The sequence below is a fragment of the Curtobacterium phoenicis genome (assembly GCF_047238015.1).
In the GTDB taxonomy this organism is placed as follows: Bacteria; Actinomycetota; Actinomycetes; order Actinomycetales; family Microbacteriaceae; genus Curtobacterium.
Genome location: NZ_JBDFLZ010000002.1, coordinates 2,317,350 through 2,338,712, shown reverse-complemented (window position 1 = coordinate 2,338,712; position 21,363 = coordinate 2,317,350). Strand labels below are relative to the sequence as shown.

The 21,363-nt window shown below is 71.9% G+C and carries 16 protein-coding genes and 1 tRNA gene; 14 read left to right on the top strand and 3 right to left on the bottom strand.

All coding sequences use genetic code 11. The features are described 5' to 3' along the window. Positions 1-76: 76 nt before the first annotated feature. The 7 genes from trpB to ABC270_RS11230 all read left to right on the top strand — a co-directional run bounded on the left by trpB (position 77) and on the right by ABC270_RS11230 (position 12,521). Positions 77-1,291, top strand: coding sequence for a tryptophan synthase subunit beta (trpB, locus tag ABC270_RS11260; RefSeq protein WP_412880879.1), 1,215 nt, complete (start codon positions 77-79; stop codon positions 1,289-1,291). Further along, positions 1,288-2,088 (top strand): tryptophan synthase subunit alpha, encoded by an 801-nt coding sequence (gene trpA, locus ABC270_RS11255; protein ID WP_412880878.1) that lies wholly within the window; start codon positions 1,288-1,290, stop codon positions 2,086-2,088. Before trpB ends, trpA begins: the two co-directional genes overlap by 4 nt. A 292-nt stretch (positions 2,089-2,380) precedes the next feature. Continuing rightward, entirely contained in the window at positions 2,381-3,364 is a 984-nt protein-coding gene (gene lgt, locus ABC270_RS11250; protein WP_412880877.1) for a prolipoprotein diacylglyceryl transferase, read from the top strand. A gap of 203 nt (positions 3,365-3,567) precedes the next feature. Beyond that, a complete protein-coding gene (gene gltB, locus ABC270_RS11245; RefSeq protein WP_412880876.1) occupies positions 3,568-8,172 on the top strand; it encodes a glutamate synthase large subunit in 4,605 nt (1,534 codons plus the stop codon). A 53-nt stretch (positions 8,173-8,225) separates the two neighbouring features. Further along, on the top strand, positions 8,226-9,683 hold the full coding sequence (locus ABC270_RS11240; RefSeq protein WP_412880875.1) for a glutamate synthase subunit beta: 1,458 nt from the start codon (positions 8,226-8,228) through the stop codon (positions 9,681-9,683). A gap of 118 nt (positions 9,684-9,801) precedes the next feature. Further along, positions 9,802-11,247 (top strand): pyruvate kinase, encoded by a 1,446-nt coding sequence (gene pyk / locus ABC270_RS11235; protein ID WP_412880874.1) that lies wholly within the window; start codon positions 9,802-9,804, stop codon positions 11,245-11,247. Between the two features lie 176 nt (positions 11,248-11,423). Beyond that, positions 11,424-12,521, top strand: coding sequence for a VIT1/CCC1 transporter family protein (locus ABC270_RS11230; RefSeq protein ID WP_412880873.1), 1,098 nt, complete (start codon positions 11,424-11,426; stop codon positions 12,519-12,521). Between the two features lie 108 nt (positions 12,522-12,629). Here ABC270_RS11230 and ABC270_RS11225 read toward each other — a convergent pair whose 3' ends face one another. Next, positions 12,630-13,169 carry an HdeD family acid-resistance protein gene (locus tag ABC270_RS11225; RefSeq protein WP_412880872.1) on the bottom strand — a complete coding sequence of 180 codons (540 nt, stop codon included), beginning with the start codon at positions 13,167-13,169 and terminating at the stop codon, positions 12,630-12,632. A 341-nt stretch (positions 13,170-13,510) separates the two neighbouring features. Here ABC270_RS11225 and exaC point away from each other — a divergent pair, with 341 nt between their 5' ends. The 3 genes from exaC to ABC270_RS11210 are packed head-to-tail and all read left to right on the top strand — an operon-like array spanning position 13,511 to position 16,672. Continuing rightward, positions 13,511-15,052, top strand: a complete 1,542-nt coding sequence (gene exaC / locus ABC270_RS11220; protein WP_412880871.1) for an acetaldehyde dehydrogenase ExaC — start codon at positions 13,511-13,513, stop codon at positions 15,050-15,052. Next, entirely contained in the window at positions 15,052-15,447 is a 396-nt protein-coding gene (locus tag ABC270_RS11215) for a DUF779 domain-containing protein (protein ID WP_412880870.1), read from the top strand. Before exaC ends, ABC270_RS11215 begins: the two co-directional genes overlap by 1 nt. 52 nt (positions 15,448-15,499) lie before the next feature. Next, positions 15,500-16,672: a GAF domain-containing protein gene (locus ABC270_RS11210; RefSeq protein ID WP_412880869.1), complete on the top strand. Its 1,173-nt coding sequence runs from the start codon at positions 15,500-15,502 to the stop codon at positions 16,670-16,672. A gap of 86 nt (positions 16,673-16,758) precedes the next feature. Here ABC270_RS11210 and ABC270_RS11205 read toward each other — a convergent pair whose 3' ends face one another. Beyond that, the gene (locus tag ABC270_RS11205; RefSeq protein WP_412880868.1) at positions 16,759-17,355 is read right to left on the bottom strand and encodes a hypothetical protein; all 597 of its coding nucleotides are present in this window, start codon (positions 17,353-17,355) and stop codon (positions 16,759-16,761) included. A 153-nt stretch (positions 17,356-17,508) separates the two neighbouring features. Here ABC270_RS11205 and ABC270_RS11200 point away from each other — a divergent pair, with 153 nt between their 5' ends. The 4 genes from ABC270_RS11200 (at position 17,509) to ABC270_RS11185 (ending at position 20,513) form a co-directional block, all read left to right on the top strand. Then, a complete protein-coding gene (locus tag ABC270_RS11200) occupies positions 17,509-18,192 on the top strand; it encodes a response regulator transcription factor (RefSeq protein WP_412880867.1) in 684 nt (227 codons plus the stop codon). Beyond that, the gene (locus ABC270_RS11195) at positions 18,189-19,712 is read left to right on the top strand and encodes an ATP-binding protein (RefSeq protein ID WP_412880866.1); all 1,524 of its coding nucleotides are present in this window, start codon (positions 18,189-18,191) and stop codon (positions 19,710-19,712) included. The genes ABC270_RS11200 and ABC270_RS11195 overlap by 4 nt, the downstream gene beginning before the upstream one ends. A gap of 7 nt (positions 19,713-19,719) precedes the next feature. Further along, positions 19,720-19,800 (top strand) — tRNA-Leu (locus ABC270_RS11190). A 107-nt stretch (positions 19,801-19,907) separates the two neighbouring features. Continuing rightward, complete coding sequence (locus ABC270_RS11185; protein ID WP_412880865.1) at positions 19,908-20,513, top strand: ANTAR domain-containing response regulator; 606 nt, start codon at positions 19,908-19,910, stop codon at positions 20,511-20,513. Between the two features lie 395 nt (positions 20,514-20,908). Here the strand turns inward: ABC270_RS11185 and ABC270_RS11180 are convergent, their stop codons facing one another. Then, positions 20,909-21,277, bottom strand: a complete 369-nt coding sequence (locus ABC270_RS11180) for a PaaI family thioesterase (RefSeq protein ID WP_412882078.1) — start codon at positions 21,275-21,277, stop codon at positions 20,909-20,911. Positions 21,278-21,363: the final 86 nt, after the last annotated feature.

Sequence of the window (21,363 nt, the reverse complement as noted above, 5' to 3'; positions counted from 1 at the left end):
GCCTCCCGCCCCGGCGCTCCCACTCGATCCACCCCGGTCCGGCCCACCCCGTCGGATCCCGCACGGAAGGCACATCGTGACCTCGCTCCGCGAACAGCACGGCCCGTACTTCGGCGACTTCGGCGGACGCTTCGTCCCCGAGTCGCTCGTCCTGGCGCTCGACGAGCTCGAGGCGGCCTTCCGCGAGGCCTGGGCCGACCCGGCGTTCCGGCAGGAACTCGACGACCTGCAGCGCGACTACACCGGTCGTCCGTCGATCATCACCGAGGTGCCGCGGTTCGCGAAGCACGCGGGCGGCGCACGGATCATCCTCAAGCGCGAGGACCTCAACCACACCGGCTCGCACAAGATCAACAACGTGCTCGGTCAGGCGCTCGTCGCGAAGCGGCTCGGCAAGACGCGCCTCATCGCGGAGACCGGCGCCGGTCAGCACGGTGTGGCGACCGCCACGGCCGCGGCGCTGTTCGGCATGGACTGCGTCGTCTACATGGGTGCGGTCGACACCGAGCGGCAGGCCCTGAACGTGGCGCGCATGCGGTTGCTCGGCGCCGAGGTGATCCCGGTCGAGACCGGTTCCCGGACGCTCAAGGACGCGATCAACGACGCGTTGCGCGACTGGGTGGCGAACGTCGAGCACACGCACTACCTGCTCGGGACGGTCGCGGGGCCGCACCCGTTCCCGGAGATGGTGCGCGAGTTCCACAAGGTGATCGGTGACGAGGCCCGGCAGCAGGTCCTCGACAAGGTCGGCCGACTGCCGGACGCCGTCGCCGCGTGCGTCGGCGGGGGTTCGAACGCGATGGGCATCTTCGACGCCTTCCTCGACGACGAGTCCGTCGCCCTGTACGGCTACGAGGCCGGTGGCGACGGCATCGAGACCGGTCGGCACGCCGCGAGCATCTCGCTCGGCCGGACCGGTGTCCTCCAGGGCACGAAGTCGTACCTCATGCAGGACGAGGACGGACAGACGATCGAGAGCCACAGCATCTCCGCCGGACTCGACTACCCGAGCGTCGGACCGCAGCACGCGCACCTCGCGGCCATCGGTCGGGCGAAGTACGAGCCGATCACCGACGCCGAGGCCATGGAGGCGTTCCGGCTCCTCAGCCGGACGGAGGGCATCCTCCCCGCGATCGAGTCGTCGCACGCCCTCGCCGGCGCGATCAAGCTCGGCAAGGAGCTCGGCCCCGACGGGGTCATCCTGGTCAACCTGTCCGGCCGCGGCGACAAGGACGTGGCGTCCGCCAGCCGGTACTTCGGCATCCTCGACGAGAACGCGGTGCAGCTGTGAGCACGAACACGAACACCTCCGTCGCGTCGACCATCGACGCGGCCAACGCCGAGCGTGCCGGCGCCGTCGTCGGCTACCTGCCCGCCGGCTTCCCGGACCTGCGGACCAGCGTCGACGCAGCGGTGGCCCTCGCCGAGAACGGCGTCGACGTCATCGAGCTCGGTCTGCCGTACTCCGACCCCGTGATGGACGGCCCGGTCATCCAGCGGGCCGCCGAGGAGAGCCTGGCGAACGGCTTCAAGGTCGCCCAGGTGTTCGACGCGGTCGACCAGATCACGAGCCGGGCGGACGTGCCGGTGCTCGTGATGACGTACTGGAACCCGGTGCTGCGCTACGGTGTCGACCGATTCGCCGATGACCTGGTCGCCGCTGGTGCGTCCGGTCTCATCACGCCGGACCTCATCCCGGACGAGGCCCGCGAGTGGATGGACGCCTCGGAGCGCACGCATCTCGACCGCGTCTTCCTCGCGGCGCCGTCCTCGACCGACGCGCGTGTGCAGCAGGCCGTCGAGGCGAGCCGCGGGTTCGTGTACGCCGTGTCGACGATGGGCGTCACGGGTGCGCGTCTCGGCGTCGACGCCGCTGCACGCACGGTCGTGTCGCGGCTCCGGGACGCCGGTGTCGAGCGCACGTGCGTCGGGCTCGGCATCTCGACGGCCGACCAGGTCGCGGAGGTCCTCGAGTACGCCGACGGCGCCATCGTCGGATCCGCGTTCGTCCGGGCCCTCGCCGACCTCGGTGTGCAGGGCGTCGCGGACCGTGCCGCGGACCTCACGAGCGGCGCGCAGCGCCCCTGACCCGTCGGCTGGCAGCGGGGGGGTCCCATCCGCTGTCAGCGCCGCCGTACCCGCTGGCAGCGCCGGCGTACCGGCACCAGCCTGGAGGCCCGGACCACGTGACCGACACCGGTCGCGTGATCCGGGCCTCCCGTCCGTCCTCGGCCCGCACACGGCAGCGGGCGTCCGACCGTCACGATTTCCACAGGACCGACCGGAGCGGTCATGGCCGGCCGGTGGTCCGCGCTACAGTGATCGGGGCCGCGCCGGACGGCGGCCCGGCCAGCAAGCACCGAAAGGCGACCGCACCTCCATGCCCCTCCTGAGCATCCCGAGCCCGAGCACCGCCTGGCAGTACTTCGACGTGACCGCCTGGCTCCGCGATGCGTTCGGCTGGTCGCTGCCGCTCGACTTCCGCATCCACGCGTACGCGATCTGCATCCTCATCGGCATCGTCGTGGCCGTCGTGATGGCGAACCACCGCCTGAACGCGCGCGGTGTCGAACGCTGGATCATCATCGACATCGCGATCTGGGCCGTGCCCGCCGGCATCATCGGCGGCCGTCTCTTCCACGTGTTCACGCACGTCAGCGACTACTTCGGGCCCGGCCGCGACCCGTGGTCGTTCCTCTACATCTGGGAGGGCGGGCTCGCCATCTTCGGTGCGCTCATCCTCGGCTCGGTCGGCGCGTTCATCGGCTGCCGTCAGGTCGGCCTGCGGTTCACGACCTTCATCGACGCGATCGCGCCGGGCGTGCTGCTCGCGCAGGCGTTCGGACGCTTCGGCAACTACTTCAACCACGAGCTGTTCGGCATGCCGACGAGCCTGCCGTGGGGCCTCGAGATCGAGTCGTCGAACGCGGCGTACCCGAAGGGGCTCCCGGAGGGCACCCTCTTCCAGCCCACGTTCATCTACGAGATCATCTGGAACGTCCTCGGCGTGCTCGTCATCCTCTTCCTGGCGCGCAAGTTCACGCTGCAGTGGGGCAAGGTCATGGCGCTGTACCTGATCTGGTACGGCGCGGGCCGTTCGGTCCTCGAGTCGATCCGCGTCGACACGAGCGAGACCTTCTTCGGTGTCCGCACGAACGTCTGGATGGCCCTCGCTGCGGTCGTGCTCGGCATCGTCATCTTCGTCGTGCAGTCGCGACGCCACACCGGCAAGGAACCCTCGGCCTACCTCCCGGGTCGCGGGCCCGACGCACGTGCCGATGTAGACTCGGACGACACCTGGTCGGAGCACGACGACGAGCCTGCAACCGTCGTCGCCGACCCGGTCGGCACCACCCGTTCCTAGCGCTCAGCGCCCCACCTCGAGCACCGAGCGCTCCGGACCGGACGCCGACCGACCACCGCCCGCCACGAACCGGGCTCCACACCACCCGTGCCGACGGGGCAACCCGCCGTCGGTACGGACGGGCACCTGTCCCGCCCGTCCGGGCGGAACGCACCACCGGGCCACCGCTGTCCCTGTTCCCATCCTCGTGAGGACGGTTCCCCATGGCGCACCAGCCAGACCAGACGCGCAGCACCGCGTCGCTCCTGCCTCCGCACCGCCGCTTCTCGGCCGTCCCGGAGGCGACCGGCACGTACGACCCGGCGAACGAGAAGGACGCCTGCGGTCTCGCGATGGTCGCGACGCTCCGCGGCACCGCCGGGCACGACATCGTGGACGCTGCGCTCGGAGCGCTCCGCAACCTCGAGCACCGAGGTGCCGTCGGGTCGGACGCCGGAACCGGTGACGGGGCCGGCATCCTCTGCCAGGTGCCGGACGCGTTCCTGCGCGACGAGGTGTCGTTCGACCTGCCCGCAGCGGGGGAGTACGCCGTCGGGACCGCGTACCTGCCCCTCGACGAGGACGACCGCCACCGCGTCCAGGGCGCAGTGGAGCGGATCGCGCGCGAAGAGGGACTGCGCGTCCTCGGCTGGCGTGCGGTCCCGGTGCGTCCGGAGGTCCTCGGCACGCTGGCCCGCGCCGCCATGCCCGCCTTCGCCCAGCTCTTCGTCGCGTCGAACCGGCACGACGTGCACGGTGCTGCGTGGAGCGGGATCGCCCTCGACCGTCAGGCGTTCCGGCTCCGCAAGCGCGCCGAGCACGACCTCGAGGTGTACTTCATGTCGCTGTCGAGCCGGACCATGGTCTACAAGGGCATGGTCACGACGCTGCAGTTGGAGCCGTTCTACCCCGACCTCAGCGACGAGCGCTTCGCGTCGAAGCTCGCGATCGTGCACTCGCGGTACTCCACGAACACGTTCCCGTCGTGGCCGCTCGCGCAGCCGTTCCGCACGCTCGCGCACAACGGCGAGATCAACACCGTCCGGGGCAACCGCAACTGGATGCGTGCGCGGCAGTCCCAGCTCGAGAGCGAGCTGCTCGGCGACATGGCGCCGCTGTTGCCGATCGTGAGCCCCGGGGCGAGCGACTCGGCCTCGTTCGACGAGGTGCTCGAGCTCCTCAGCCTCACCGGTCGGTCGCTGCCGCACGCCGTGTCGATGATGGTGCCGGAGGCCTGGGAGAACCAGACCGGCATGGACCCCGAGCTCCGGGCCTTCTACGAGTACCACTCGATGCTCATGGAGCCGTGGGACGGCCCCGCAGCGATCACCTTCACCGACGGCACGCTCGTCGGCGCGACCCTCGACCGCAACGGCCTGCGCCCGGGTCGGTTCCTGGTGACCGACGACGGGCTCATCGTCTTGGGCTCCGAGACCGGTGTCATCGACGTCCCGGCCGCGAAGGTCGTCCGCAAGGGCCGCCTCCGTCCCGGCCGGATGTTCCTCGTCGACACCGAGGCCGGTCGCATCATCGAGGACGACGAGGTCAAGCGCTCGCTCGCCACCTCGGGCCCGTGGAGCGAGTGGCTCGAGTCCGGTCGGATCAACCTGGCCGACCTGCCGGAGCGCGAGCACATCGTGCACACGCCTGCCTCGGTGACCCGGCGGCAGCGCGCCTTCGGTTACACCGAGGAAGAGGTGCGGATCCTCCTCCGCCCGATGGCGCAGACGGGCGCGGAGCCGCTCGGCGCGATGGGTTCGGACACGCCGATCGCCGTGCTCTCGCAGCGCCCGCGGCTGCTCTTCGACTACTTCACGCAGCAGTTCGCGCAGGTGACGAACCCGCCGCTCGACTCGATCCGCGAACAGGTCATCACGTCGATGGGCATGGGCCTCGGCCCGGAGCGGAACCTCCTGTCCGCGGGCCCCGAGCACGCGAAGCAGATCGTGCTCGGGTTCCCGGTCATCGACAACGACGAGCTCGCGAAGATCCAGCACTTCGAGACGGCGTCCGGACGGCACCTGACCGTGACGATCAAGGGCCTCTACCGGGTCGACGACGGCGAGTCCGCGATGCAGGAGCGCATCGACGCGGTCTGCGCCGAGGTCGACGCCGCCATCGAGGCGGGCAAGCAGTTCATCGTGCTGTCCGACCGCGACGGCAACGCCGAGAACGCCCCTGTGCCGAGCCTCCTGCTCCTCGCCGCCGTGCACCACCACCTCATCCGCACCGAGCAGCGCATGAAGGTCGGCCTGATCGTCGAGGCCGGCGACGTGCGCGAGGTCCACCACGTGGCGACCCTCATCGGGTACGGCGCGTCGGCGATCAACCCGTACCTGGCGATGGAGACGTGCGAGAACCTCGTCCGTGCCGGGATGATCACGGGCATCACGCCCGAACAGGCCGTCCGCAACGTCATCAAGGCGCTCGGCAAGGGCGTGCTGAAGATCATGTCCAAGATGGGCATCTCGACCGTGTCGAGCTACGCCGGCGCCCAGGCGTTCGAGGCGGTCGGTCTCTCGCAGGAGTTCGTCGACCGCTACTTCACGGGCACGTCCTCGATCCTCGGCGGCGTCGACATCGACGTGATCGCCCGCGAGAACGCCGAGCGGCACGCCCAGGCCTACCCGTTGGACGGCTCGGTGCTCTCCCACGAGCGGCTGCAGACCGGTGGGGAGTACCAGTGGCGACGCGAAGGGCCGCCGCACCTCTTCAACCCGGACACGGTGTTCCGCCTGCAGCACGCCACGCGTGCCCGCCGGTACGACATCTTCCGCGAGTACTCGAAGGCCGTGGACGACCAGTCCGAGGCCCTGATGACCCTCCGCGGGCTCTTCCGCTTCAAGGACGGCGCCCGCCAGCCGGTGCCGCTCGACGAGGTCGAGCCGATCGAGTCGATCGTCAAGCGTTTCAACACGGGCGCGATGTCGTACGGCTCCATCTCGCAAGAGGCGCACGAGACGCTCGCGATCGCGATGAACCGTCTGGGAGCCCGGTCGAACACGGGTGAGGGCGGTGAGGACGTCGAGCGGCTGCTCGACCCCGAGCGCCGCAGCGCCATCAAGCAGGTCGCGTCCGGTCGCTTCGGCGTCACGAGCATGTACCTGACCCACGCGACGGACATCCAGTTGAAGATGGCCCAGGGGGCGAAGCCCGGCGAGGGCGGGCAGTTGCCGCCGCAGAAGGTGTACCCGTGGGTCGCCCGGACCCGGCACGCGACGGCCGGCGTCGGCCTCATCTCGCCGCCGCCGCACCACGACATCTACTCCATCGAGGACCTCAAGCAGCTGATCTTCGACGTCAAGCGGGCGAACCCGTCCGCGCGCGTCCACGTCAAGCTCGTGAGCCAGTCCGGCATCGGCGCGGTCGCGGCCGGGGTGACGAAGGCCCTCGCCGACGTCGTCCTGGTGTCCGGTCACGACGGCGGCACGGGCGCATCGCCGCTGAACTCGCTCAAGCACGCCGGTACCCCGTGGGAGATCGGCCTCGCCGAGACCCAGCAGACGCTCATGCTCAACGGCATGCGCGACCGCGTCGTGGTGCAGGTCGACGGGCAGATGAAGACCGGGCGCGACGTCGTCGTGGCAGCGCTGCTCGGTGCCGAGGAGTACGGCTTCGCGACCGCCCCGCTCGTCGTCGAGGGCTGCATCCTCATGCGCGTGTGCCACCTCGACACCTGCCCCGTCGGCGTCGCGACGCAGAACCCGGAGCTCCGCGCTCGCTTCTCCGGCAAGGCCGAGTACGTCGTGAACTTCTTCGAGTTCATCGCGCAGGAGGTCCGCGAGCTCCTCGCCGAGCTCGGGTTCCGGTCCCTCGACGAGGCGATCGGTCAGGCCGACGTGCTCGACGTCGACCGCGCGGTGCAGCACTGGAAGGCCTCCGGGCTCGACCTCGGTCCGGTGCTGCAGGGTCCGACGTTCCCGGCGGACGAGGCGCGCCGTCACCTCCGCGACCAGGACCACGAGCTCGACGAGCACTTCGACGTCGAGTTGATCCAGCGCACCGCCGACGTGCTCGAGCACGGCGGCTCGGTGTCGCTCGACCTGCCGATCCGCAACACCGAGCGTGCCGTGGGCACGATGCTCGGACACGAGGTCACCCTCCGCCACGGCGAGCACGGGCTGCCGGCCGGCTCGATCGACATCACGCTCCGCGGTTCCGCGGGCCAGTCGCTCGGTGCGTTCCTGCCCGCGGGTGTGACGCTCCGGCTCGTGGGCGACAGCAACGACTACGTCGGCAAGGGGCTCTCCGGCGGCGAGGTCATCGTCCGACCGGACGACGAGTCCGCGTTCGACGCCGCCGAGAACGTCATCGCCGGCAACGTCATCGGCTACGGCGCCACCCAGGGCAGCATGTTCATCCGCGGGATCGTGGGCGAACGCTTCCTCGTCCGGAACTCCGGGGCGACCGCGGTCGTCGAGGGCGTGGGCGACCACGCACTCGAGTACATGACCGGCGGACTCGCGCTGATCCTCGGCGAGACCGGTCGCAACCTCGGTGCCGGCATGTCCGGGGGCACGGCGTACGTGCTCGGCCTCCGCGACGAGGACGTCAACCAGGACGCCCTCGCCAGCGGGGAGCTGCGACTCGGACCGCTCGACAGCGCCGACGTCGAGATCGTCACGGACCTCCTCGAGCGCCACCGCGACGAGACCGGTTCGACGGTCGCGGCCGAACTGCTCGAGTCCGGCGACCTCAGCGGGTTCGTGAAGGTGCTGCCGCGGGACTACGCGGCGGTCCTCGCCACCCGGCAGCAGGCTGTCGAAGAGGGGCTCGACCCCGACGGCGACATCGTCTGGAACCGGATCCTGGAGGCGACCAATGGCTGACCAGGAGCGGTCGGTGGAACAGACAGGGCACACGAACACCACGGAGGCGACCAATGGCTGACCCCAAGGGCTTCTTGAAGGTGCAGGAGCGCGAGCTCCCGCCCCGACGCCCCGTGCCCGTGCGGCTCATGGACTGGAAAGAGGTCTACGAGCAGCAAGAGTCCGGCGCGCTCAAGCGCCAGGCCGGCCGGTGCATGGACTGCGGCGTGCCGTTCTGCCACCAGGGATGCCCGCTCGGGAACCTCATCCCGGAGTGGAACGACCTCACGTGGCGCGGCGAGGGCCGACAGGCGATCGAGCGGTTGCACGCGACGAACAACTTCCCGGAGTTCACCGGCCGACTCTGCCCGGCTCCGTGCGAGGCGTCCTGCGTGCTCGGGATCAACCAGCCCCCGGTGACGATCAAGCAGGTCGAGGTCTCGATCATCGACGAGGCGTTCCAGAACGGCTGGGTCACGCCGCACCCGCCCGAGCGGCTGACCGGCAAGACCGTCGCCGTGGTCGGTTCCGGCCCGGCAGGGCTCGCCGCCGCGCAGCAGCTCACCCGCGCCGGCCACACGGTCGCGGTGTACGAGCGCGACGACCGGATCGGCGGTCTGCTCCGGTACGGCATCCCGGACTTCAAGATGGAGAAGCGCCAGATCGACGCGCGTCTCGCCCAGATGCAGGCCGAGGGCACCCGCTTCCGCGCGGGTGTCGAGATCGGGCGCGACATCACCTGGGACGACCTGAAGTCCCGGTACGACGCCGTCGTGGTGGCGACCGGCGCGATGGTCCCGCGTGACCTGCCGATCCCGGGGCGCGACCTCGCGGGCGTGCACTTCGCGATGGACTACCTCGTCCAGCAGAACAAGACGAACGCGGGTACGACCGTCGACAACCAGACCACGGCGGAGGGCAAGCACGTCGTCGTGATCGGCGGCGGCGACACCGGTGCTGACTGCATCGGCACCGCACACCGGCAGGGCGCCCTCAGCGTGACGAACCTGGCGATCGGCAAGCAGCCGCCGCTCGAGCGTCCGTCCGACCAGCCGTGGCCGATGTTCCCGACCGTGTTCGAGGTCACGAGCGCGCACGAGGAGGGCGGCGAGCGGCACTTCCTCGCCTCCACGGTCGAGTTCCTCGGCAACGAGGCCGGCGAGGTCCGTGCCCTCCGCGTCGCGGAGACCGAGTACCTCGACGGCCGCCGCGTCCCGAAGGCCGGCACCGAGCGCGAGATCCCCGCCGACCTCGTCCTCATCGCCATGGGCTTCACCGGTCCGGAGACCGACACGATCGAACCCCAGCTCGGACTGCCCACCGCGCCCTCCGGCGCGCTCGCCCGCGAGGCCGACTACTCGACCAACGAGCCGGGTGTCTTCGTCGCCGGGGACGCCGGTCGCGGCCAGTCGCTCATCGTGTGGGCGATCGCCGAGGGCCGTGCCGCCGCCGCGAAGGTCGACGCGTACCTCGAGGGCTCGACGATCCTCCCGGCACCGGTCAAGGCGACCGACCGAGCGATCACCGTCTGATGCACGACGAGTGAGCGACGGGCCACCGGCACTCGGTAGGGTGCTGGTGGCCTCGCTTCGTTCCGCGCGGCCCCACAGCGCGGAAACCCAAGCACCATCCACCACCAGAAGGAATCCATTGAGACGCGCAAAGATCGTTTCGACGCTCGGACCGGCAACGTCGGAGTACGAGACCGTCAAGGAGATCATCGAGGCGGGCGTCGACGTCGCCCGACTCAACCTCAGCCACGGTGACTACAGCGTCCACGAGGCCAACTACCAGAACGTCCGTCGCGCCGCCAAGGAGCTCGGCAAGCCGGTCGCGATCCTCGTCGACCTGCAGGGTCCGAAGATCCGCCTCGCGAAGTTCGCCGACGGCCCCCACGACCTCGAGGTCGGTGACGTCTTCACGATCACGACCGAGGACGTCCCCGGCTCGAAGGAGATCTGCGGGACGACGTTCAAGGGCCTGCCGCAGGACGTCAAGCCCGGCGACCCGCTGCTCATCGACGACGGTCGTGTGCGGCTGCGCGTGCTCGACACCGACGGCGTCCGTGTCCGGACCGAGGTCGTCGTCGCCGGCACCGTGTCGAACAACAAGGGCATCAACCTGCCGGGCGTCGCCGTCAACGTCCCCGCGCTGAGCGAGAAGGACGAGGCCGACCTCCGCTGGGCGATCCGTCAGGGCGCCGACCTCATCGCGCTGTCGTTCGTCCGGAACGCCGCCGACGTGCAGCGCGCCCACGAGATCATGGACGAGGAGGGCAAGCGCCTCCCCGTCATCGCGAAGATCGAGAAGCCGCAGGCCGTCGACGCGCTCGAGGAGATCATCGACGCGTTCGACAGCATCATGGTCGCCCGCGGTGACCTCGGCGTCGAGCTCCCGCTCGAGGCCGTCCCGATCGTGCAGAAGCGCGCGGTCGAGCTCGCCCGCCGCATGGCGAAGCCGGTCATCGTCGCGACGCAGATGCTCGAGTCGATGATCTCGTCGCCGATCCCGACCCGCGCGGAGACCTCCGACGTGGCGAACGCCGTCCTCGACGGCGCGGACGCCGTCATGCTCTCGGGCGAGACGAGCGTCGGCGAGTACCCGGTGCAGACCGTCCGCACCATGGCCCGCATCGTCGAGTCGACCGAGGACCACGGCCTCGAGCGCATCGCGCCGCTCGGCACGAAGCCCCGCACGCTCGGCGGCGCGATCACCCTCGCCGCCGTCGAGATCGCGGAGTTCACCGAGGCCTCCTACCTCTGCGTGTTCACCGAGTCGGGCGACTCGGCTCGTCGCATGTCGCGCCTGCGCCACGGTCTGCCGATCATCGCGTTCACCCCGAACGAGGCCACGCGGCGCCGGATGGCGCTCACCTGGGGTGTCCGGTCGTTCCTGGTCGATCGGAAGACCCACACCGACGAGCTGTTCTCGCAGGTCGACGACGTCCTCCTCGAGCACGGTCTCGCCGCCCCTGGCGACCGCGTCGTCGTGACGGCGGGTTCGCCTCCCGGCATCGAGGGCTCGACGAACGACCTCCGCGTGCACCGCGTCGGCGACGCGCACGCCGAGGCCGCTCCGGCCTACGTGCGCGACTGACGCCGGTCGCGACCCGACAGGGCGCGGACGGGAGGCACGGTGCGGGTGATCCGCACGGCCTCCGGTCCGCGCCCTGTCGCGTCCCGTCGCCGCTGCTCGATCCGTACCCGACCAGACGCCGCGGGTGGCGTCCGCCCCGCGGCCGACGCGACCACCGCGTCACGCGACCGGGCAGGATGGGCGGTGTGAGCCTCCAGGACGACACCGTGTCAGCACCCTCCGGGGCCGACGTCCGACGCTGGCGCCGCTACTTGGCGGACGAGCGTGCGGAGGCCGCCGTCTACCGGAACCTCGCCGCGCGTCGCGACGGTGAGGAGCGCGAGATCCTCGTCGCCCTCGCCGAGGCGGAGGGGCGACACGAGCAGCACTGGCTCGACCTCCTCGGGGACCGGGTCGGTCGGCCGCAGCGGGGGAGCGTCCGGACGCGCGTCCTGGCGTCGCTCGCGAAGCGGTTCGGATCGGTGTTCGTCCTCGCGCTCATGCAGCGGGCCGAGGACCGCTCGCCCTACGCTGACGATGACGATGCCACCGCCCGGATGGCGGCCGACGAGCGGATCCACGGGGAGGTCGTCCGCGGGCTCGCGAACCGGGGCCGGATGCGGCTGTCCGGGACCTTCCGCGCAGCCGTGTTCGGCGCGAACGACGGACTCGTCTCGAACCTCGCACTCATCATCGGCATCAGTGCTTCCGGGGCAGACCGCCACTTCGTCCTGTTGAGCGGCATCGCGGGGCTCCTCGCGGGTGCGCTCTCGATGGGGGCGGGGGAGTACGTGTCGGTCCGGTCGCAGCGTGAGCTGCTCGAGGCGTCGGCGCCGCACCCGGAGGCCGGGCGGGCGGTGGCGGACCTCGACGTCGACGCGAACGAGCTCGCCCTCGTCTACCGGGCACGGGGGATGGACGAGGCGGCGGCGCACGCGCACGCTGCCGAGGTGATCGGCGGGCTCGGAGCGTCGGCCGACACCGGGTCCACGCCGACGCGCGACGACCACGAGGCGATCGGCAACGGCATGAGCGCGGCACTGTCGAGCTTCTGCTTCTTCGCCTCCGGCGCGGTGATCCCGATCCTGCCGTACGCGTTCGGGCTCGAAGGGTGGCCGGCGATCGCGGTCGCCGGGGTGCTCGTCGGGATCGCGCTGCTCGGGACGGGCGCGGTGGTCGGGGTCCTCAGCGGCGCCTCACCGCTGAAGCGCGCGCTGCGGCAGCTCGCGATCGGGTTCGGTGCGGCGGTCGTGACGTACGGCCTCGGGTTGCTGTTCGGGACCGGGGCGGCGTAGCGCGGCTGCGCCGCTGTCGGTCGGTCGGTCGATCGCGTTCCGGCGCTGGCTCGGCGCCGTCGACGGACGCTGAGGCGGACGCGGACGCGGACGCGGACGCGGACGCGGTCAGCGTCGCGCGGCTGCCCGGGGTGGCAGGAGCAGCAGCGCGGCGGCGCCGACGACGACCAGGGCGATGCCGGCGAGCACCGTGAACACCGCCAGCGCGAGGGTGGGGGCGAGGAGCACGGCGACGCCGCCGAGGACCGACAGCACGCCGCTCACCGCCGTCGGGACGCGTGACGACCCGGGGTGCCCGACGACCGCGCCGACGATCGACACGGCTCCCTCGATGATGAACCCGACCCCCACGAGCACCGCGTACACGACCAGCGGCACGACGGGGTCGACCAGGCAGAGCAGTCCGGCGAGACCGACGAGCACCCCGACGACGCCGGACGTCCAGCGCCAGACCGGTGCGGTCCCGTGCCCGCGGACGGCGGCGAACACCCGGAGCGCTCCGGCCACGACGAGGTAGACGCCGAACACCACCGCGAGGAGCGCCAGGGTCGGGCGCGGCCAGACCACCGCGACGATGCCGAGCGCGATCGCGACGACCGCCGTCACGACGACGAAGACGCGGAACGTCCGGACGGCACGAGAGTCCACGAGCACTCCTTCCCTGGTCGGCCGCGGTCGGGCCTGCTCGGCACCGACGCTACCGCGAGCGCCGACGACCGGTTGCGCCGGCCGCGGGTGCGGGCGCCGACGACCGGTTGCGCCGGCCGCGGCTGCGGGTGCCGACGACCGGTTGCGCCGGCCGCGGGTGCGGGTGCCGACGACCGGTTGCGCCCGCCGCGGGTGCGGGCGTCGACGACCGGTTGCGCCGGCCGCGGGCGCGGGCGTCGCACCGGGGGCGAGCATGCAACGAGATGCAACCTCCAGCGTCGTAGCGTGCGGGCAGGCGCGGACCCAGCGCCCCCCGACAACGTCGTCGAAAGGTGTCCATCATGACCATCGCACCGTCGCCAGCCACCTACGCCGCCCCGGGCGAGGAAGGGTCGCTCGTCGAGTACCGGTCACGCTACGACCACTTCATCGGCGGGGAGTACGTCGCACCCGCGGGCGGGCAGTACTTCGAGAACCCGACGCCCGTGACCGGCAAGGTGTTCTGCGAGGTCGCCCGCGGTGACTCCACCGACGTCGACCGGGCCGTCGAGGCCGCGTGGAAGGCGTTCCCGGCGTGGAGCCGCACGAGCGTCGCCGAGCGCGCCGGCATCCTCAACAAGATCGCGGACCGCATGGAGGAGCAGCTCCAGATGCTCGCGGTCGCCGAGACGTGGGAGAACGGCAAGCCGATCCGCGAGACCCTCGGCGCGGACATCCCGCTCGCGATCGACCACTTCCGGTACTTCACGGGCGCGATCCGCGCGCAGGAGGGCTCGACGGGGGAGATCGACCACGACACCGTGGCGTACCACTTCCACGAGCCGCTCGGCGTCGTCGGCCAGATCATCCCGTGGAACTTCCCGATCCTGATGGCGGTGTGGAAGCTCGCCCCGGCCCTCGCCGCGGGCAACTGCGTCGTCCTGAAGCCGGCCGAGCAGACCCCGGCGTCGATCCACGTGCTCGTCGAGCTGATCCGCGACCTGCTCCCGGCAGGGGTGCTCAACGTCGTGAACGGCTTCGGCATCGAGGTCGGTGCGCCGCTCGCCCAGCACCCGGACATCCGGAAGGTCGCCTTCACGGGCGAGACCACGACGGGCCGGCTCATCATGCAGTACGCGTCGCAGAACCTCATCCCGGTGACGCTCGAGCTCGGCGGCAAGAGCCCGAACGTCTTCTTCGCGGACGTCGCGCAGGAGCGGGACGCGTTCTACGACAAGGCGCTCGAGGGCTTCGCGTTCTTCAACCTCAACCAGGGCGAGGTCTGCACGTGTCCGTCGCGAGCGCTCGTGGCGAAGGAGATCTACGACGGGTTCGTCGCGGACGGACTCGACCGCGTGCGCGCCGTCAAGCAGGGGCACCCGCTCGACCCGTCGACGATGATCGGGGCGCAGGCGTCGAACGACCAGCTCGAGAAGATCCTGAGCTACATCGACATCGGCAAGCAGGAGGGCGCGAAGCTCCTGACCGGTGGTGAGCGGGCCGACCTCGGCGGTGAGCTGTCCGGCGGCTACTACGTCACCCCGACGGTCTTCGAAGGCGACAACTCGATGCGGATCTTCCAGGAGGAGATCTTCGGGCCGGTCCTCGCCCTGACCTCCTTCAGCGGGTACGACGACGCGATCCGGATCGCCAACGACACGCTGTACGGCCTCGGTGCCGGTGTGTGGAGCCGTGAGGCGACGACGCTCTACCGCGCGGGCCGGGACATCCAGGCCGGTCGTGTGTGGTCGAACACGTACCACCAGTACCCGGCGGGCGCAGCGTTCGGCGGGTACAAGCAGTCCGGCATCGGTCGTGAGAACCACAAGATGATGCTCGAGCACTACCAGCAGACGAAGAACCTCCTCGTGTCCTACGCCGAGGGCCCGATGGGCTTCTTCTGATGAGCACCGCCCGCGTGGCGGTCACGCCGGCGGCGGGGGAGCTCCTGCGCTCCCTCGCCGCCCGGCACGGCCCGCTCATGTTCCACCAGTCCGGCGGCTGCTGCGACGGCTCGAGCCCGATGTGCTACCCGGTGGGGATGTTCCGCACCGGCCCCGGCGACGTGCTGCTCGGCGCGCTGGAGGTCGACGGCATCGACCCGGTCGAGGTCTACATGTCCCGCTCCCAGTTCGAGTACTGGAAGTACACGCACCTCACCATCGACGTCGTCGACGGCCGTGGTGCGGGCTTCTCGCTCGAGGTGCCGGAGGGCAAGCGGTTCCTGACACGGTCGCGGATGCTCTCCGACGAGGAACTGGTCGACCTGGGCCTGGTCCCGGCGAGTGGTCGGACGTAGGCTGACCGCACCGGCCGCGACGACGCGGTCGGGGTTCCGGACAGGAGGGCACGTGCGCGCACCGTCCGGGCTCCGTCCGCTCGTCGCCGAGTCGTGGCAGCGGTCCGCCCGCGTCGACCCGGACGGCCTCCCCGAGGTGGCGTTGGGCGACGACGAACTCGACGCCCTCCGCCGTGCGGGCCCGCTCGGCACCGCGCTGCCGGTCGTCCGTCGGCTGCTCCTCGACGACGCCAGCGCAGCCGGCTGCATCGTCGCGGTGACGGACGCGGCCGGTCGACTCGTCTGGGTCGACGGTGCGCACCGGGCCCGCACGGCGGCGGAGGGGATGGGTTTCGTCGCGGGCGCCGACTGGGCGGAGGAGCACGCGGGTACGAGCGCGCCGGGGACCGCACTCCGGCTGGGCCGCCCGGTCCAGATCCGCGCGGAGGAGCACTACGCGACGGCCGTCAAGGCGTTCTCCTGCACGGCCGTCCCGCTCCGGGACGCCGCTGGCCGCGTGGTCGGCGCACTGGACCTCACCGGCGACGAACGCGCGGTCGAGCGGCACACCCTCCCGCTGCTCACCGCGACCGCTGCCGCAGCCGAGGCCGAACTCACCCTCGCCGCCCTCCGTCGCCCGGTCGCTCCGGCGACGCTGTCGGACACGACGGCACTCGACCTGCTCGGATCGGACACGGCGACGCTCCGGAGCGCCTCGGGCAGCGTGCGGCTCTCCGAACGGCACTCGGAGATCCTCGCCGTGCTCGCCGCCGCGCCGGCCGGGCTCTCCGCGGCGGACCTGGCGGTCGCCGTCTACGGCGACGAGCAGGCGGTGACGACGTTGCGTGCCGAGGTGGTCCGACTCCGTCGGGTGCTCGCGGACCACGCGCCGGACGCACGCCTGACGTCACGGCCGTACCGCCTCTCCGGTGTCCGGACCGACGTCGACAGCGTGCTGTCCGCGCTCGATCGCGGGGCGCGCCTCCAGGCCGTCGGCCGGTACACGGGGCCGGTCCTCCCCGGGTCCGCGTCGCCCGGCGTCGACGACCTGCGCGACCTCGTGCGCTCCCGCTTCCGCGAGGCGTTGCTCGCCGACGGCGGCGTCGAGGCGCTGCAGGCGTGGGTGCGCACCGCGGACGGTGCTGCGGACGAGCAGGTGCTCCGTGCGCTGCTGGCGGTGCTGCCGCGGCGGTCGCCGCGCCGGGCCGGGGTGGTGGCGGCGATCGAGGCGATCGAGCGGCCCTGACCCCCTCGCGGACGGCCGGGAGGCACGACACACGTCGACCGGTCGGTCGACGGCGCGCGCCTCCCGCACCGGGTGCGGGCACCGGGTCAGGAGCCCGTCGTGGGTGCCGGCGTGGCCGTACCGTCCTCGGCGGGTGCCTTCCCGTCCTCCGGTGCGGCGGGCGGGGTGGGTGCCTTCCCGTCCTTCGGTGCGGCGGGCGGGGTGGGTGTCTTCCCGTCCTTCGGTGCGGCGGGCGGGGTGGGTGCCTTCCCGTCCTTCGGTGCGGCGGCCGGGGTGGGTGCCTTCCCGTCCTTCGGTGCGGCGGGCGGGGTGGGTGCCTTCCCGTCCTTCGGTGCGGCCGGCGGGGTCGGTGCCTTCCCGTCGGCGAGCGGGCCGGCGACGCACCCGGGTGCCGCTGCGGGTCCGCCGGCGCCGCCACCCGGGCCGGGCTTCGGCGCCCCGCTGGGTGCACCTGTCGGGACGCCGCTCGGGGCGCCGCTCGGGGCGCCGCTGGGCGCACCCGAAGGAGCGTCGCTGGGGGCGCCGGACGGTGCCACGGTCGGAGCGCTCGGCGCCGCCATCGCCGCCGTCACGCCGACACCGCCGAGGACCAGTACCGCTGCCGTTGCCGAGCCGATGCCGACCGCGCGGAGGGTCCGGCGTCGACGGCCGACGGTGGGCTGGTCGTCCTGTTCGTGCTGCATGGTGTCTCCTGTTCGTCGGGCGACCCGGTCGGGCCGCCGTCGAGGAGACGCTCGGATCCGAATCTGAAGCAGGACTGAAGCATCGGCGGCGCACAGGGGTTCTCCAGGCCGTTCCATGCTCCGTGATGGCGGAGCCGACCTACCGTGTCCGCCGTGAACGCACCCGCACGCATCCTCGTGGTCGAGGACGACGACTCCCTCCGGACCGCGGTGGCGACGACCCTCCGTGCCGAGGGCTTCGTCGTCGCCGAGGCCCCGGACGGCCGCACCATCGCCGAGGACCTCGACCGCACCGCCCCCGACCTCGTGCTCCTCGACTGGATGCTCCCCGGCCCGAGCGGCATCCTCCTCGCCGCGCGCATCCGTGCGCGCTCGGACGCCGCCGTGGTGATGACGACCGCGCGGGACGAGCTCGACGACCGGCTCCGCGGGTTCGCCGAGGGCGCGGACGACTACGTGGTGAAGCCGTTCGCGATGGCCGAGTTGGTCGCCCGGGTGACGGCGGTGCTGCGCCGACGCGGACGGATCCCGTCGGTGATCGAGGTGGGGGACCTCGTGCTCGACCCCGACGCCTCGACCGTCCGGCGGGCCGGCGCGCTGCTCGACCTCACGGCGACGGAGTTCCGACTGCTCCGGTTCCTCGCCGAGAGCCGCGGCCGCACGGTCTCGAAGGCGCAGATCACGACCCAGGTGTGGGGGTACGAGGACGTCGACCCGAACGTGGTCGAGGTCCACCTCAGCGCACTGCGGCGGAAGATGGAGGCCCACGGACCTCGACTCGTGCACACCGTGCGCGGGCTCGGGTACCGGCTCGCGGTCGACCGGGGTGCCGCGTGAGCGGGGACGGCACCGCGACCGAGCGACCGCTCCGCACCACGTCCCTCCGGCTCCGCACCGTCGTCGCCGTCACCGTGCTCCTCGCCGTGCTGCTCGCGGGCCTCGTCGTCGCGGTCGAGGCCGTCCTCGGCGCCAGGCTCACCGCCCAGGTGGAGGACCGTCTGCGCGACCGGGCGTCCGCGGCCGCCGCGCTCGTCGGGGTGCTCGACGCCGACGACCTCGCCGACCGGCTGTCGGCGCAGGGCCTCTCGGTCCGCATCGTCGAGCCGGACGGCGCCGCCGTGGAGGCGGGTCCGACACCGGACCAGTTGCGGAAGGGCCCACCTGACCCGGGTGGGCTGCCCGGACCCGCACCGGGGTCCGACGGTGCGGGGACGGGACGGTCGGCGGCGACCGACTCGTCGGCCGAGGGGTCGACCGCGACGTCGACGGCAGCATCGTCCGGCACGCGGATCACGTCGTCCTCGGTGCGGGACGACGACGGCGTGCTGACGCTGCGCTCGGACCTCGCCGACGGGACGCGCATCACCCTCACCGCCGGCACCCGCGACGTACAGGAGACCCTCGCCCAGCTCGGCTGGGTGATGGGCGGCGCGTCCGCGGCGTTCCTCGGGGTCGCGGTCGTGGGTCTCGTCCTCGTCGTCCGACGGACCATGCGACCCCTCGACGAGATGACCGCAGCGGCACGCTCGATCGCCTCGGGCGACCGCGGTCGGCGGCTCCGTCCCGAGCGCACGGACACCGAGATCGGGCGGGTCGCACTCGCGTTCGACGAGATGCTCGACGTCGTCGAGGGCGCGGAGGCGAAGGCGGTCGCGGCGGAGGAACGGGTGCGTGGGTTCCTCTCCGACGCCGCGCACGAGCTCCGCACCCCGGTCGCCGGCGTCCGGGCAGCGGCCGACACGCTCGTGCGGAACGGTGCTGCGGACCCCGCGACGAACGAGGAGCTCGCGGTGCACGTCGTCCGGCAGGCGGACCGTGCGGCGCGGCTGGTCGACGACATGCTGACGATGGCCCGGCTCGACCGGGGGATCGCCCTCGACCGACGACCGACCGACCTCGTGCCGTGGCTCGTCGCCGAGGCGGAACGGCTCCGCCTCCGGCTCTCCGCCACCACCGTCGAGACCGTCGTCCCCGACCGTCCGGTCGTCGCCGACGTCGACCCGGACCGGCTCGCACAGGTCGTCGGCAACCTCGCCGACAACGCCGCGCGGGCCACCGGACCGGGCGGGACCGTCCGCCTCACGCTGACGGACGAGCCGGGGGAGGCCGTCCTCCGGGTCGAGGACGACGGCCCGGGCATCCCGACGTCCGAACGGGAGCGGGTGTTCGAGCGGCTCGTCCGGCTCGAGGCAGCACGCGACGTCCGCTCCGGAGGCGCCGGTCTCGGCTTGCCGATCGCGCGGGGCATCGCGGAGGCGCACGGCGGCACGCTCGCGCACGCCGCCGACCGAGCGGGGCGGAGCGGCGCCGGTGCGCTCCGGGGCGCGGTGTTCGACCTGCGGGTGCTGCTAGCCTGATCTCCTCGCGAGTGTGGTGGAACGGTAGACACGGGGCACTCAAAATGCTCTGCCTCACGGCGTGCGGGTTCGAGTCCCGCCACTCGTACGACGCGGCTCACGGCCTGCGGGACGACCCCGCGTGCCGAGGACCCGCCACTCGTTCAGGAGCCTGCCGAGCAAGGTGTGCAGGCGCGTTCTAGTAAGGTTTCGTTCGTGAGTGACACAGAAGCAACCCCAGCAGCACCGCGTCGCGTCGTCGTCGCCGAGGACGAGTCGCTCATCCGCCTCGACATCGTCGAGATCCTCCGCGACAACGGCTTCGACGTCGTCGGTGAAGCGGGCGACGGCGAGACCGCCGTGCAGCTCGCCACCGACCTCCGCCCCGACCTCGTCGTGATGGACGTCAAGATGCCGCAGCTGGACGGCATCTCCGCGGCCAAGAAGCTCTCCAAGAACCACATCGCTCCGGTGGTCCTCCTCACGGCGTTCAGCCAGAAGGACCTCGTCGAGCGCGCCACCGAGGCCGGTGCCCTCGCCTACGTCGTGAAGCCGTTCACCCCGAACGACCTGCTGCCCGCGATCGAGATCGCCCTCTCGCGCCACCAGCAGATCATCACGCTCGAGGCGGAGGTCGCGGACCTCGTCGAGCGCTTCGAGACCCGCAAGCTCGTCGACCGTGCCAAGGGCCTGCTCAACGAGAAGATGGGCCTCACCGAGCCCGAGGCGTTCCGTTGGATCCAGAAGGCGTCGATGGACCGCCGCCTCACCATGCACGACGTCGCCAAGGCGATCATCGAGCAGCTCAGCGCCAAGAAGTAGCGACCGCGTCGCTCGCACGAGAGCGCCGTCTCCCCTCGGGGAGACGGCGCTCTCGTCGTCCGTGGTGACCGCGGGTCGACCGGGAGGCGCGGTACACGCCCGCCACGGGCGTCCCGTCCGGCGCGCCCGAGTGCGGACGGGAGGCGCGGCGTGAGCCCGCCACGCGCCTCCTGTCCGGCGCGCCCGAGTGCGGACGGGAGGCGCGGCGTGAGCCCGCCACGCGCCTCCTGTCCGGCGTGCCCGAGTGCGGACGCCGCGGTCGCATCATGTGTCGCTCTCCAACGTGCCGCGGCGACACGTCCTGCGCCCAGCATGCAACGCAGGCGGGGTGTCGCGACCGGTCGGTTCGTGCGCGCCGGGTGCGCCGTGCACGACGGCGATCTTCGTCTGCCGCGTCAGCGGGCGTCGCGGATCATGTTGGTGATGCGCACGGTGGAGCAGCGCCGCCCCTGGTCGTCGGTGAGGACGATCTCGTGCGTGGTGAGCGTGTTGCCCAGGTGGATCGCGGTGCAGGTGCCGGTGACGGTCCCGGTCGTGGCGCTCCGCGAGTGCGAGGCGTTGAGCTCGATGCCGACCGCGTAGCGTCCGGGGCCGGCGTGGACGTTGGCGGCCATCGACCCGAGGCTCTCCGCGAGCACGACGTACGCGCCGCCGTGGAGCAGGCCGACCGGTTGGCGGTTGCCCTCGACCGGGATCGTGCCCACCGCGCGCTCGGCCGTGAGCTCGGTGATGACCATGCCCATCTTTTCGGCGAGCTCGCCCATGCCGCGCTCGGCGAGACGGTCGTCGACAGCGGTGGTGGTGGTCTCGTCGTCGGTCACGCGCGCAGGACTCCCGTGTCGGATGGCGT

Coding starts and splice junctions, on each gene's coding strand:
- ABC270_RS11205 (WP_412880868.1), bottom strand. CDS start 17,355: ATGCAGCACGAACAGGACGACCAGCCCACCGTCGGCCGTCGACGCCGG.
- ABC270_RS11230 (WP_412880873.1), top strand. CDS start 11,424: ATGGGCGGTGTGAGCCTCCAGGACGACACCGTGTCAGCACCCTCCGGG.
- lgt (WP_412880877.1), top strand. CDS start 2,381: ATGCCCCTCCTGAGCATCCCGAGCCCGAGCACCGCCTGGCAGTACTTC.
- exaC (WP_412880871.1), top strand. CDS start 13,511: ATGACCATCGCACCGTCGCCAGCCACCTACGCCGCCCCGGGCGAGGAA.
- gltB (WP_412880876.1), top strand. CDS start 3,568: ATGGCGCACCAGCCAGACCAGACGCGCAGCACCGCGTCGCTCCTGCCT.
- ABC270_RS11215 (WP_412880870.1), top strand. CDS start 15,052: ATGAGCACCGCCCGCGTGGCGGTCACGCCGGCGGCGGGGGAGCTCCTG.
- ABC270_RS11180 (WP_412882078.1), bottom strand. CDS start 21,277: ATGGGCGAGCTCGCCGAAAAGATGGGCATGGTCATCACCGAGCTCACG.
- ABC270_RS11240 (WP_412880875.1), top strand. CDS start 8,226: ATGGCTGACCCCAAGGGCTTCTTGAAGGTGCAGGAGCGCGAGCTCCCG.